Origin of the sequence: Pseudomonas sp. NPDC087029 (assembly GCF_044745345.1) — a bacterium.
GTDB lineage: Bacteria > Pseudomonadota > Gammaproteobacteria > Pseudomonadales > Pseudomonadaceae > Aquipseudomonas > Aquipseudomonas faucium.
Genome location: NZ_JBIVAB010000011.1, coordinates 1 through 11,913 on the forward strand (window position 1 = coordinate 1; position 11,913 = coordinate 11,913).

Below are 11,913 nucleotides of genomic sequence, written 5' to 3' on the forward strand. Positions count from 1 at the left end.
AGCCTTGCTAGCAATGCCCGGCACAGCCGGGCCTGGGGCGCTACGCGCCCCATCGTCGGCAAGGCCAGCTTCCATAAGAAGACAGTTGCTCCCACCGGTACACCACTGCTCTTCCAACCTGTGGGAGCGGGCTTGTCCCGCGAAGAGGCCGGCCCAGGTAATGTGCAAAAGAAAACGCCACCCGATGGGTGGCGTTCTTGCATCCGGCAATCGATCAGTAATCGTCTTTATCGAACCGCCGCGCTTCACGCTGCAGCTGGTACACGAAGCTTTCGATCTTGCGCTGCGCCTGGCCACTGAGGTTGTGGAAGCGCACGCCGGCGAAGGTGGTGTTGATGCGCTCTTCATGGTGCAGGTGGCGCAGCTCGACCATGGTGTCCACCAGGCCCAGCGGGTTGCCTGCCTTGAAGCGCTCGTACACCTGGCCCAGTTGCAGGCGGTCTTCGACATTGCCTTCGAAGCGCAGCTTGCAGCCGGTGGCGGAGATGTCCAGCAGCTTGCCGCGCAGGGCGCCATTGCCCTTGAGGTGGGTGCCATCGAGCATGACATCGACCAGTTGCGACAGCTTCAGCGCAGCGCGGAAGGCGTTGCGGCGCTGGTGGTAGGTCATTTCGAGGGGCAGCGCGCCGCGGTACGAACGGTGGCCGTCGACCTCGGTGATCTTCAGTTGATGGTCGCACTCCCAGGCGATGCGCACACCGTCATGGAAGCCTTCGACGCGGAACGCTTCACCGTTCTCTATGAATTTTTCGCCATCGCGCGGGATCATTTCGTCCAGCGCCAGGGTGTTGCTCTCACGGTCCACGTGCACCACGTAGCTCTGGAACCGCTGGCTGCGCTCGTGGAAGGTGATGATCAAGGGATCATGGCTCTCCTGCAGCTGGCGCAGGTTGGCGGCGATCTCCAGAGGAGTGTTCAGCACCTTTGGCGGCTGCGGAGCGTCGGTTTCATTGAACACGGGTTATCAATCTCCAGGCAAAAACGGCACACGCAAGTAACGGCATTTTGCCAGTATGTTCCGTGCCTTGATACAAATAATCAAACTTGGCTGAGCGCCCGTGGCTTGGCCAGTGGCGAGGTGGCGCCACGGCTGTCGTAGAGCGACGGAGAGTCGCCGCCCATGAGGATTCTGATCTGGTTGGCCGTGACGTGCTGTTGCACCTGGATGATCCGGCCGTTGGTCTCGTTGACCTTCTGGCAGGTGTCCATCAGCTGGGTCAGCACGTTGAGCTGCTGCATGATCAATGCGCCGTTGTCCGACTGTGCAGCCAGCGCCTCTACCCCGGCGCGGTCGGCGCTCAGGCCGAGGCTGGTGAGCAGGTGGTTGCGGCGCAGGCCTTGCTGCTCGAGCAGGACGATCAGCGACTGCTTGCGGGCGAGGATGCCCTCCAGCGGCGCCAGGTCCCGACTGTGCAGGGCTACGGACTCTCTTTGCAGGAGGTCGAGCAGCTCCTCGGTCGGGGCGATGTCGTCTTCGATCAGTTGCAGCAAAGTGATGTCGTGCATGGCTAACTCTTGGCTTTTAAAGCGTCCGTGAAGTCAGCGCGCCAAACGGTCAGCGCTGGGCTTCGAAATCGAGCAGTTTGCTGGCGACCCGGCCGGCATCGACCTTGTAGCTGCCGTCGGCGATGGCCTGCTTCAACTGCGCCACGCGGGCGTTGTCGACAACGGGCTGGTCGCGCAGCTTGTCGCTGATCTTCTGCAACTGCTGGGCCTCTTGGCTGAGGTGTACCGCTTCTCCGCTGGCGCTGGTGCCGGCTGGCGCTGCAGCCGGTTCACCGGCCTTCTCGGCAGTGCCCGGTGCGGCAGTGCCGCGAACGCCGCCCGTGACGGACGGAGAGTTATTCAAACGACTGAAGTCGATGACCATGATCAGAAACCTCTGGGTATTTGGACGCTTGCCTTGTTTTCGGCCAACCCGAAAGAAACTTTAGGCACAAATGCATAGCCGCCTATCGGCAAGCCCGCGAACCCGTTTCCGACACAGTTTAGGAAAAGCGCCAGCGCACCGCCAGCCTAATCTACATGGCCACCTCGACCTGGCCGGGCCCGGTGACCCGGGCTTTGACCACCCGTTGCGAATTCAGGTTGCGCACGCGGATCTGCTCGCCCTGGCCGCCCTTGCTCAGGGCTTCGCCCGGCATGCGCACGCTGAGGCTGCCGCTGCGCGCGGTAATCACCACATGGTCGCCCTTGCGCACCACCTCGGCCTGCTCCAGGTGCTGCGGGGTGAGCACCTGGTCGATCACCGTGGAGCGCAGCATCTTCATGCCCACGGCCTGGTCCAGGTCGCTGAGAAAACCCTGGGTCAGGGTGCCCACATCACGCTCGCGCAGGGCCACGTCGCCCTCGCCGATCACGTTGTCACGCCGCAGCGGGCGGGTGACCACCACCACCTCGCGAAACAGCTTCACGGTGGCCGGCACGAACAGCGTCCATGGCGCACTGCCATCGCAGCGCACCCGCACCGTCACCCGGCCCAGCGGCTGCGCCGGGCTTTCCAGCGAGGCATCGAGCTGCTGGCTGCACAGCGGCATGCGCAGGCGCGGGTCCAGCGGGCTGACCTGGATTTCGTAGCGCCCCACGGTCTGGGTGGTGGCCAGGTAGTCCTCGACGGCGAATTCAAGAAACCCTTGGGTGACGCCGATAAGCTGTTCAGGCAAGGTAACCGCATCCGCCAGCGTGCGAGCGCCCGGTGCCAGCAGGCACAGCGCGGCGAGCGAGCCGCTCAGCAGGTGCGTCAGTCGTCGGAAAATTGTCGTTTTCATGTACATGGCGCTCAAAAAAGCAAAGCCCGTGCCGACTCGCTGTCAGAGTCGCTACTAAAAAGGCAGATACCAAAAGGAGTCAGGCATGGCGGGGGTAATGGATTCAGTCAACCAGCGCACTCAGCTGGTGGGGCAGAATCGCCTGGAACTGCTGCTTTTCCGCCTCAATGGCGAGCAGCTCTACGGCATCAACGTATTCAAGGTCCGCGAAGTGCTGCAGTGCCCGGAGCTGACCGTGCTGCCCAAGTCGCACCCGGTGGTGCGCGGCGTGGCCAACATTCGCGGGGCGACCATCCCGATTCTCGACCTGTCGATGGCCACCGGCTTGCCCGGGTTGAAGGAAGAGACGCGCAACAGCTTCGTGATCATCACCGAGTACAACACCAAGACCCAAGGCTTTCTGGTGCACTCGGTCGAGCGCATCGTCAACATGAACTGGGAAGAGATCCATCCGCCACCCAAGGGCACCGGCCGCGACCACTACCTGACCGCGGTCACCCGGGTGGACAACCGCATGGTCGAGATCATCGACGTGGAAAAGGTGCTGGCCGAGGTGGCGCCGTCGTCCGAGCAGGTATCCGCCGGCGTGGTCGATGCCGAAGTGCAGGACAAGGCCGTGCTGCTGCGGGTGCTGACCGTGGATGATTCGTCGGTGGCGCGCAAGCAGGTCAGCCGCTGCCTGCAGACGGTGGGTGTGGAAGTGGTGGCGCTCAATGACGGCCGCCAGGCCCTGGACTACCTGCGCAAGCTGGTGGAGGAGGGCAAAAGGCCGGAAGAAGAGTTCCTGATGATGATCTCGGACATTGAAATGCCAGAAATGGACGGCTACACCCTCACTGCAGAGATACGCAGCGATCCGCGCATGCAAAAATTGCACATCTGCCTGCATACTTCCCTGTCCGGGGTGTTCAACCAGGCGATGGTCAAGAAGGTCGGAGCCGATGACTTCCTGGCCAAGTTCAAGCCGGACGACCTGGCCCAGCGCGTGGTCGACCGGATCAAGGCAACGCATTGAAGCAGCCGGGGGGCATGCTCCCGGCACCAGTGATTGAAAAGAGGCGGCAGTAGTGTCTACGGGTAATTTGGAGTTCGAACAGTTCCGGGTCTTCCTGGAGAAAGCCTGTGGGATCCTGCTGGGCGAGAATAAGCAATACCTGGTCTCCAGCCGTCTCAACAAGCTGATGGAGCAACAGGGCATCAAGAGCCTGGGCGAGCTGGTGCAGCGCATCCAGACGCAACCGCGTGGCGGCCTGCGCGAGCTGGTGGTCGACGCCATGACCACCAACGAGACGTTGTGGTTTCGCGATACCTACCCGTTCGAAGTGCTGAAGAACAAGGTGATTCCCGAGTTCATCAGGAACAACCCCGGCCAGCGCTTGCGCATGTGGTCGGCGGCGTGCTCGTCGGGCCAGGAGCCGTATTCCATTTCCATGGCCATCGACGAGTTCGAGCGCAGCAACCTGGGCCAGTTGAAAATGGGCGCGCAGATCGTTGCCACCGACCTGTCCGGCTCGATGCTCAACAACTGCAAGACCGGCGAGTACGACAGCCTGGCGATTGCCCGCGGGCTGTCCCAGGAGCGCCTGCAACGCTACTTCGACGTCAAGGAGCCGGGGCGCTGGGCGGTCAAGCCGGCGATTCGCAGCCGGGTCGAGTTCCGCTCGTTCAACCTGCTCGACAGTTATGCCGCGCTGGGCAAGTTCGACATCGTGTTCTGCCGCAACGTGCTGATCTACTTCTCGGCGCAGGTGAAGAAGGACATTCTGCTGCGCATCCACAGCACGCTGAAACCGGGTGGTTACCTGTTCCTCGGGGCGTCCGAGGCGCTCAACGGGTTGCCGGACCATTACCAGATGGTGCAGTGCAGCCCGGGGATCATCTACCAGGCCAAGTAAACCCAAGGGGCCGGCAGCGAAAGTTGCCGGCCTTTTTGTTTGCGCGCACTGGCTTCCCACAATTTCAAGGCCACCACCAAACCCTTGTGGGAGCCGGCTTGCCGGCGATGGGCCGCAAAGCGGCCCCTCTGACGTCAATTTTTTGTTTTGCCGCTTTTGCCACCCGGCAATTGCCGCTTTCCCCCCACCAGGCGGAAGCACTTTGCCGCTTTTCTGGCATCACGGCCGCCCTCGCATCCCTCGCCGCCCAGCAATTACGGCCTTTGCAAACCTTGGCACAGCACTTGCTATACCCAGGCCAACGACATTCCGGTCAACCTTCGAAGGTTTCCCCGACATGAGCATCAGCTTCGACAAGGCACTTGGTATCCACGAAAAAGCCCTGGGCTTTCGCGCCCAGCGTGCCGAGGTGCTGGCCAACAACATCGCCAACGCCGACACGCCCAACTACAAGGCGCGCGACATGGACTTCTCCTCGGTGCTCGCCGCCGAGAGCCAGAAGCAGCAGGGCGGGCGCTTCGCCATGGACCGCACCAACAGCCGGCACATCGAGGCCGAAGGCCTGGCGATGAACGACGAGAGCCTGCAGTACCGCACCCCGACGCAGCCGTCGATCGACCAAAACACCGTGGACGCGCAGATCGAGCAATCGAACTACACCGAGAACGCCATGGGTTTCCAGGCCAGCTTCACCTTGCTCAACAGTAAATTCAAAGGGCTGGTATCGGCCCTGCGCGGAGAATGACCATGTCCCTTTCCAGTGTTTTCAACATTGCCGGCAGCGGCATGAGCGCGCAGAACACCCGCCTCAACACCGTTGCCTCGAACATCGCCAACGCCGAAACCGTGTCCTCGAGCATCGACCAGACCTACCGCGCGCGTCACCCGGTGTTCGCCACCACCTTCCAGAACGCCCAGGCCGGCGGCAGCCAGTCGCTGTTCGAAGACCAGGGCGAAGCGGGCCAGGGTGTGCAGGTCAAAGGCATCGTCGAAGACCAGAGCAACCTCGAGGCGCGCTACGAGCCTAACCACCCGGCGGCGAACAAGGACGGCTACGTCTATTACCCGAACGTCAACGTGGTCGAGGAAATGGCCGACATGATTTCCGCCAGCCGAGCGTTCCAGACCAACGCCGAGCTGATGAACACCGCCAAGAACATGATGCAGAAAGTCCTGACCCTGGGTCAGTGATAAGGAATCCAGACCATGGCAGTCGATAGCACCAGCGGTGTGAACCTCAACGATGTCCTGACGGCATCGGGTGTCGGTGGCACCACCAAGAAAACCGTCGATACCGCGTCCAAGACCGGTTCCGACGCGCTCGGCAAGGACGCGTTCCTGCAGTTGCTGGTTACCCAGATGCAGCACCAGAACCCGCTCGACCCGCAGGACAACAGCGAGTTCGTCGCCCAGCTTGCGCAGTTCAGCAGCCTTGAAGGCATCACCAACCTGAACGACTCGGTCACCAGCATCACCAATGCCATGGCCTCGTCCCAGGCGCTGCAGGCCTCGTCGCTGGTGGGGCGCTCGGTGGTGGTGCAGAACGACAAGGCAGTGGTCGACACCGCCGACAGCTTCAACGGCCAGTTCGTCGTGCCCCAGGCGATCAGCGAAGCGAAGGTCACCATCAAGGACAAGGACGGCAACACCGTCAAGACCATCGAGCTGGGCGAGCAGAAAGCCGGTTATGCCGACTTCATCTGGGATGGCACCAATGCCAAGGGCGAGAAGGTCGAGCCGGGCACCTACACCTTTGCCGCCAGCACCACCGTCGACGGCAAGGCCGTGCAGATGAACACCCTGCTGCCGGCCAAGGTGACCAGCGTCAGCTTCAACGCCACCGGCGAGATGGTGCTCAACCTCGCAGGTGTCGGCAAAGTGTCCCTCTCCGACGTACAAACCATTGGTATCTAAGGCCCGCTAGCGCGGCACAAGGAGCGAATTCATGTCTTTCAATATCGGCCTTAGCGGTCTGTACGCAGCCAACAAGCAACTGGACGTCACCGGCAACAACATCGCCAACGTCAACACCACCGGTTTCAAATCCTCGCGCGCCGAGTTCGCCGACGTCTACGCCGGCGCCAACCGCCTGGGCGTGGGCAAGAACCAGGTCGGCGCCGGCGTGCGCCTGGCTGCGGTTTCGCAGCAGTTCACCCAGGGTGACGTGGCCACCACCGGCAACGTGCTGGACATGGGTATCCAGGGCCAGGGCTTCTTCGTGCTGTCCGACAACGGCACGCGCGTCTACACCCGTGCCGGTGCCTTCCAGGCCGACAAGAACAACTTCGTGGTCACCTCCGACGGCCTGCGCCTGCAAGGCTACGCCGCCGACTCCAACGGCAAGATCCAGAAGGGCGTGCTGACCGACCTGAAGATCGACACCTCGGCGCTCAAGCCCAAGGCCACCACCCTGATCGACCAGGGCATCAACCTCAACTCCTCGGCCGGCGACATCCCGCTGACCGTCGATGACGGCACCGGCACCATGGTCCCGAACAAGGTGTTCGACCCCTCCGACGAAACCACCTACACCAAGTCGTTCCCGACCAAGGTGTATGACAGCCAGGGCAACGAGCACACCCTGGAGCAGTTCTACCGCAAGACCGACACCAACGAGTGGACCATGTACACCCTGGTCGACGGCCGCAACCCGTTCGACCCGTCGTCGACCACGCCACTGACCGGCACCATCAGCTTCAACAGCGATGGTTCGGTGAAGAGCATGTCGGCCGATGACACCGGCCACCCGGCAGGTTCGTCGTTCACCGTGACCAACAACACCTTCACCATGACCGGTTGGGTGCCCGCGGTTAAGGATTCGGCCGGCAACTGGGCAGGCAATGGCGCCACCGGCAATGCCGAGGGCATGAAGCTGTCGATGAACAGCACCACCTCCTACAACACCGAGACCGCGCGCATGTCGCAGTCCCAGGACGGCTATGCCACCGGTATCCTGTCGAGCCTGAGCATCGACTCCACCGGCGTCATGTTCGCCAGCTTCAGCAACCAGCAGTCGCGCGCCATCGGCCAGGTGGCGCTGGCCGGCTTTGCCAACGAGCAGGGCCTGCAGCAGATTGGCGGTACCCGCTGGACCGAGACCTACAGCTCCGGCATCCCAGGCATCGATGCGCCGAAGACCGGTACCCTGGGCAGTGTCGAGTCCAACGCCCTGGAAGGCTCCAACGTCAACCTGACCCAGGAGCTGGTCGAGCTGATCAAGGCGCAGAGCAACTACCAGGCGAACGCCAAGACCATCTCCACCGAAAGCACCATCATGCAGACCATCATCCAGATGACCTGATGGTCGCTGCTTGAGGGTGTGTGGCCGAACCCCTTTGTCATGAAGGGGTTCGTCGTTTTTGCCGGAGGCATCATGAAAAAGCTGCTGGTCGCATTGCTTGCTGCTTTTTGCCTGTACCAGGCGCAAGCGGGCACCGCGCCGTGGTGGCGCTGGGAAAGCCAGGTGGATGGGCGCCTGGTGTGCTCGCAGTGGTCGCCGGGGGAGGGCTGGAAGCGCTTTGCCGGGCCTTACAACAATGGTGGGTGCCGGGAGCGGTGAGGGATGTAGCGGCCCTATCGCCGGCAAGCCGGCTCCCACAGGCTCATACCTTGTGGGAGCCGGCTTGCCGGCGATAAGGCCACATTGCCGCCACCGGCAACCTCGCGCCGGATAACCGGCGTCCACTTCCCAGGCATCCCCCGCAGAAGCCCGTATTCACGGGCTTTTTCTCACTTTCTCAAAGTTGGTTCGGAACTTGCTTCAGTGCCTGCACAGCAGCGGCAAGCGGCAAGCGCTCGCCAGTGCAGCGGAGGATGACTGTGGACAAGATGCTTTACGTGGCCATGACCGGCGCCAGCCAGAACGCGCTGGCGCAGAAGGCCCACGCCAACAACCTGGCGAACATTTCCACCAACGGCTTCCAGCGCGACCTGGAGCAGGCGCGCTCGATGCCGGTGTTCGGTGACAGCTTTCCGTCGCGGGCCTTTGCCATGACCGAGCGCCCGGCCACCGACTTCAGCGAAGGGCCGATGGTCGAGACCGGGCGTGACCTGGACGTGGCCGTGGCCGGGCAGGGCTTCATCGCCGTGCAGGCCCCCGATGGCAGCGAAGCCTACGTGCGTACCGGCAGCCTGAACATCGATGCCCTCGGCGTGCTGCGCGCCGGCAACGGCATGCCGGTGATCGGCAACGGCGGCCCGATCGCCATTCCGCCCGAGCAGAAAGTCGAAGTTGGCGAAGACGGCACCATCAGCATCCGCTCCATGGGCGAAGACCCACGGGTGATGGCCGAGGTCGACCGCATCAAGCTGGTCAACCCCGACACCAAGGGCATGACCAAGGGCCTGGATGGGCTGATCCACACCGCCAACGGCCAGCCAGCGGCGGCCGACGTCAACGTGCGGGTGGTCTCGGGCTTTCTGGAAGGCAGCAACGTCAACGCCGTGGAAGAAATGACCTCGGTGCTGGCGCTGTCCCGCCAATTCGAACTGCACGTGAAGATGATGAACGCGGCCAAGGAAGGCGACGAAGCCATGGCGCGTGTTTTGCAACTCGGCTAACCACACTTGAACGGGTGCCGTAAAACAGGCGCACGAGGAGAAAACTGATGCTTCCGGCTCTTTGGGTCGCTAAAACCGGCCTGTCCGCCCAGGACACCAACCTCACGGTCATTTCCAACAACCTGGCCAACGTTTCCACCACCGGCTTCAAGCGTGACCGCGCCGAGTTCCAGGACCTGCTGTACCAGATCAAGCGCCAGCCAGGTGCCCAGTCGACCCAGGACAGCGAACTGCCGTCGGGCCTGCAGGTCGGTACCGGTGTGCGCATCGTCGGCACCCAGAAGAACTTCCAGACCGGCAGCCTGCAGACCACCGAGAACCCGCTGGACATGGCCGTCAACGGCCGCGGCTTCTTCCAGGTGCTGCAGCCGGACGGCACTGTCTCGTACACCCGTGACGGTACCTTCCACCTGAACTCCGACGGCCAGATCGTCACCGCCAACGGCTTCGCCCTGGAGCCTGCGATCGTGGTGCCGAACGACGCCCAGACCTTCACCGTCGGCCAGGACGGCACCGTGTCGATCACCACCGCCGGCAACCCGGCTGCGCAGGTCATCGGCAACATCCAGACCGCCGACTTCATCAACCCGGCCGGCCTGCAAGCCATTGGCGAGAACCTGTTCCTGGAAACCGCCGCCAGCGGCGCGCCACAGGTCGGTACCCCGGGCCTCAACGGCTTCGGCACCACCCTGCAGCAGACCCTGGAAAACTCCAACGTCAGCACCGTCGAAGAACTGGTGAACATGATCACCACCCAGCGTGCCTACGAGATGAACTCCAAGGTCATCTCCACCGCCGACCAGATGCTGTCGTTCGTTACCCAGCAGCTCTAAGCCCTAGTCACCGTTACACCGTGAGGTAATGCGTCATGAAGCGTTCGTTGTCTGTCTTCGCCCTGGGGGGGGCGGTGTTGCTGGCTGGTTGCGTCGCGCCGACGCCCAAGCCCAACGACCCGTACTACGCGCCGGTTCTGCCGCGCACCCCGTTGCCGGCGGCGGCCAACAACGGTTCGATCTACCAGGCCGGCTTCGAGCAGGGCCTGTACACCGACCGCAAGGCCTTCCGGGTCGGTGACATCATTACCATCACGCTCAACGAGCGAACCTCGGCGAGCAAGAACGCCGGCTCGCAGATCCAGAAGAACAGCAAGGCAGACATCGGCCTGACCTCGCTGTTCGGCACCACGCCGAACACCAACAACCCGTTCGGCAGTGGCGACCTGAGCCTGGAAGCCGGCTACAGCGGTGACCGCACCACCAAGGGCGACAGCAAGGCGACCCAGGGCAACACCCTGACCGGTTCGATCACCGTCACCGTCGCCGAAGTGCTGCCCAACGGCATCATCGCCGTGCGCGGCGAAAAATGGCTGACCCTGAACACCGGCGAAGAGCTGGTGCGCATCGCCGGCCTGATACGTGCCGACGACATCGCCACCGACAACACCGTGCCCTCGACCCGTGTGGCCGATGCACGCATCACCTATTCGGGCACCGGCTCGTTCGCCGATGCCAGCCAGCCGGGTTGGCTCGATCGCTTCTTCATCAGCCCGCTCTGGCCTTTCTGAGTACGGATGAACATGTTCAACCTTAGGCAGCTGATTGCCGCAACCTTGCTCCTGTCCTGCGCGTTCGGTGCCCATGCCGAGCGCCTGAAGGACATCGCCAGCATTTCCGGCGTGCGTTCCAACCAGTTGATCGGTTACGGCCTGGTGGTGGGGCTCAACGGCACGGGTGACCAGACCACCCAGACGCCGTTCACCCTGCAGACCTTCAACAACATGCTGTCGCAGTTCGGCATCAAGGTGCCGCCGGGCTCGGGCAACGTGCAGCTCAAGAACGTCGCCGCGGTGTCGGTGCATGCCGACCTGCCGGCCTTCGCCAAGCCGGGCCAGGTGGTGGACATCACCGTCTCCTCGATCGGCAACTCCAAGAGCCTGCGCGGCGGCAGCCTGCTGATGACCCCGCTCAAGGGTATCGACGGCAACGTCTATGCGATCGCCCAGGGCAACCTGGTGGTCGGCGGCTTCGATGCCGAAGGCCGTGACGGCTCGAAGATCACCGTCAACGTTCCGTCGGCCGGCCGCATCCCTGGCGGCGCCTCGGTCGAGCGTGCGGTGCCGAGCGGTTTCAACCAGGGCAATACCCTGACCCTGAACCTCAACCGCCCCGACTTCACCACCGCCAAGCGCATCGTCGACAAGGTCAACGAACTGCTCGGCCCAGGTGTGGCCCAGGCCGTGGACGGCGGTTCGGTGCGCGTCAGTGCGCCGATGGACCCGAGCCAGCGCGTCGACTACCTGTCGATCCTGGAAAACCTCGAGATCGACCCGGGCCAGGCCGTGGCCAAGGTCATCATCAACTCGCGCACCGGCACCATCGTCATTGGCCAGAACGTCAAGGTTTCGCCGGCGGCGGTGACCCATGGCAGCCTCACCGTGACCATCACCGAAGACCCGATCGTCAGCCAGCCGGGGCCGTTCTCCAATGGCCAGACCGCCGTGGTGCCGCGCTCGCGGGTCAATGCCGAGCAGGAAGCCAAGCCGATGTTCAAGTTCGGCCCGGGCACCACGCTGGATGAGATCGTCCGTGCGGTGAACCAGGTGGGCGCAGCGCCCGGCGACCTGATGGCCATCCTCGAAGCCCTGAAGCAGGCCGGCGCCTTGCAAGCCGACCTGATCGTGATCTGAGGAC

Annotated in this window: 15 protein-coding genes; 11 read left to right on the top strand and 4 right to left on the bottom strand. The window is 63.1% G+C overall.

Going from position 1 to position 11,913, the window contains the following annotated elements; all coding sequences use genetic code 11:
* Window positions 1-214: 214 nt before the first annotated feature.
* From ACIPG5_RS17590 to flgA, 4 genes are all read right to left on the bottom strand, one after another.
* Window positions 215-958 (bottom strand): flagellar brake protein, encoded by a 744-nt coding sequence (locus tag ACIPG5_RS17590; RefSeq protein ID WP_176515792.1) that lies wholly within the window; start codon window positions 956-958, stop codon window positions 215-217.
* Between the two features lie 80 nt (window positions 959-1,038).
* Complete coding sequence (locus tag ACIPG5_RS17595; protein ID WP_176515794.1) at window positions 1,039-1,506, bottom strand: flagella synthesis protein FlgN; 468 nt, start codon at window positions 1,504-1,506, stop codon at window positions 1,039-1,041.
* Window positions 1,507-1,555: 49 nt separating this feature from the next.
* Window positions 1,556-1,870, bottom strand: a complete 315-nt coding sequence (gene flgM, locus ACIPG5_RS17600) for a flagellar biosynthesis anti-sigma factor FlgM (RefSeq protein ID WP_176515796.1) — start codon at window positions 1,868-1,870, stop codon at window positions 1,556-1,558.
* Window positions 1,871-2,021: 151 nt separating this feature from the next.
* Complete coding sequence (flgA, locus tag ACIPG5_RS17605; protein WP_176515798.1) at window positions 2,022-2,774, bottom strand: flagellar basal body P-ring formation chaperone FlgA; 753 nt, start codon at window positions 2,772-2,774, stop codon at window positions 2,022-2,024.
* Window positions 2,775-2,853: 79 nt separating this feature from the next.
* On the opposite strand from flgA, the gene ACIPG5_RS17610 reads away from it, so the two are divergent.
* The 11 genes from ACIPG5_RS17610 to ACIPG5_RS17660 all read left to right on the top strand — a co-directional run bounded on the left by ACIPG5_RS17610 (window position 2,854) and on the right by ACIPG5_RS17660 (window position 11,909).
* A complete protein-coding gene (locus tag ACIPG5_RS17610) occupies window positions 2,854-3,783 on the top strand; it encodes a chemotaxis protein CheV (protein ID WP_176515800.1) in 930 nt (309 codons plus the stop codon).
* 52 nt (window positions 3,784-3,835) lie between these two features.
* Window positions 3,836-4,663 carry a protein-glutamate O-methyltransferase CheR gene (gene cheR / locus ACIPG5_RS17615; RefSeq protein WP_176515802.1) on the top strand — a complete coding sequence of 276 codons (828 nt, stop codon included), beginning with the start codon at window positions 3,836-3,838 and terminating at the stop codon, window positions 4,661-4,663.
* 337 nt (window positions 4,664-5,000) lie between these two features.
* Window positions 5,001-5,408, top strand: coding sequence for a flagellar basal body rod protein FlgB (gene flgB / locus ACIPG5_RS17620; RefSeq protein ID WP_401376691.1), 408 nt, complete (start codon window positions 5,001-5,003; stop codon window positions 5,406-5,408).
* 2 nt (window positions 5,409-5,410) lie between these two features.
* Window positions 5,411-5,854 (top strand): flagellar basal body rod protein FlgC, encoded by a 444-nt coding sequence (gene flgC / locus ACIPG5_RS17625; RefSeq protein WP_176515806.1) that lies wholly within the window; start codon window positions 5,411-5,413, stop codon window positions 5,852-5,854.
* Window positions 5,855-5,869: 15 nt separating this feature from the next.
* A complete protein-coding gene (flgD, locus tag ACIPG5_RS17630) occupies window positions 5,870-6,577 on the top strand; it encodes a flagellar hook assembly protein FlgD (RefSeq protein WP_176515808.1) in 708 nt (235 codons plus the stop codon).
* Between the two features lie 31 nt (window positions 6,578-6,608).
* Window positions 6,609-7,964 (top strand): flagellar hook protein FlgE, encoded by a 1,356-nt coding sequence (gene flgE, locus ACIPG5_RS17635; protein WP_176515810.1) that lies wholly within the window; start codon window positions 6,609-6,611, stop codon window positions 7,962-7,964.
* Between the two features lie 72 nt (window positions 7,965-8,036).
* On the top strand, window positions 8,037-8,222 hold the full coding sequence (locus ACIPG5_RS17640) for a hypothetical protein (protein ID WP_176515812.1): 186 nt from the start codon (window positions 8,037-8,039) through the stop codon (window positions 8,220-8,222).
* Between the two features lie 260 nt (window positions 8,223-8,482).
* On the top strand, window positions 8,483-9,223 hold the full coding sequence (gene flgF / locus ACIPG5_RS17645) for a flagellar basal-body rod protein FlgF (RefSeq protein ID WP_176513079.1): 741 nt from the start codon (window positions 8,483-8,485) through the stop codon (window positions 9,221-9,223).
* A 47-nt stretch (window positions 9,224-9,270) separates the two neighbouring features.
* Window positions 9,271-10,056 (top strand): flagellar basal-body rod protein FlgG, encoded by a 786-nt coding sequence (gene flgG / locus ACIPG5_RS17650; protein ID WP_054900084.1) that lies wholly within the window; start codon window positions 9,271-9,273, stop codon window positions 10,054-10,056.
* Window positions 10,057-10,091: 35 nt separating this feature from the next.
* Window positions 10,092-10,787: a flagellar basal body L-ring protein FlgH gene (flgH, locus tag ACIPG5_RS17655; protein WP_176513081.1), complete on the top strand. Its 696-nt coding sequence runs from the start codon at window positions 10,092-10,094 to the stop codon at window positions 10,785-10,787.
* A 12-nt stretch (window positions 10,788-10,799) separates the two neighbouring features.
* Complete coding sequence (locus ACIPG5_RS17660; RefSeq protein ID WP_401376698.1) at window positions 10,800-11,909, top strand: flagellar basal body P-ring protein FlgI; 1,110 nt, start codon at window positions 10,800-10,802, stop codon at window positions 11,907-11,909.
* Window positions 11,910-11,913: the final 4 nt, after the last annotated feature.

Bases quoted from the DNA above. Each gene is read 5' to 3' on its own strand.
- flgA (WP_176515798.1), bottom strand. From the start codon at position 2,774: ATGTACATGAAAACGACAATTTTCCGACGACTGACGCACCTGCTGAGC.
- flgG (WP_054900084.1), top strand. From the start codon at position 9,271: ATGCTTCCGGCTCTTTGGGTCGCTAAAACCGGCCTGTCCGCCCAGGAC.
- flgB (WP_401376691.1), top strand. From the start codon at position 5,001: ATGAGCATCAGCTTCGACAAGGCACTTGGTATCCACGAAAAAGCCCTG.
- ACIPG5_RS17610 (WP_176515800.1), top strand. From the start codon at position 2,854: ATGGCGGGGGTAATGGATTCAGTCAACCAGCGCACTCAGCTGGTGGGG.
- flgE (WP_176515810.1), top strand. From the start codon at position 6,609: ATGTCTTTCAATATCGGCCTTAGCGGTCTGTACGCAGCCAACAAGCAA.
- ACIPG5_RS17640 (WP_176515812.1), top strand. From the start codon at position 8,037: ATGAAAAAGCTGCTGGTCGCATTGCTTGCTGCTTTTTGCCTGTACCAG.
- ACIPG5_RS17660 (WP_401376698.1), top strand. From the start codon at position 10,800: ATGTTCAACCTTAGGCAGCTGATTGCCGCAACCTTGCTCCTGTCCTGC.
- ACIPG5_RS17595 (WP_176515794.1), bottom strand. From the start codon at position 1,506: ATGCACGACATCACTTTGCTGCAACTGATCGAAGACGACATCGCCCCG.
- flgH (WP_176513081.1), top strand. From the start codon at position 10,092: ATGAAGCGTTCGTTGTCTGTCTTCGCCCTGGGGGGGGCGGTGTTGCTG.
- flgD (WP_176515808.1), top strand. From the start codon at position 5,870: ATGGCAGTCGATAGCACCAGCGGTGTGAACCTCAACGATGTCCTGACG.
- flgM (WP_176515796.1), bottom strand. From the start codon at position 1,870: ATGGTCATCGACTTCAGTCGTTTGAATAACTCTCCGTCCGTCACGGGC.
- flgC (WP_176515806.1), top strand. From the start codon at position 5,411: ATGTCCCTTTCCAGTGTTTTCAACATTGCCGGCAGCGGCATGAGCGCG.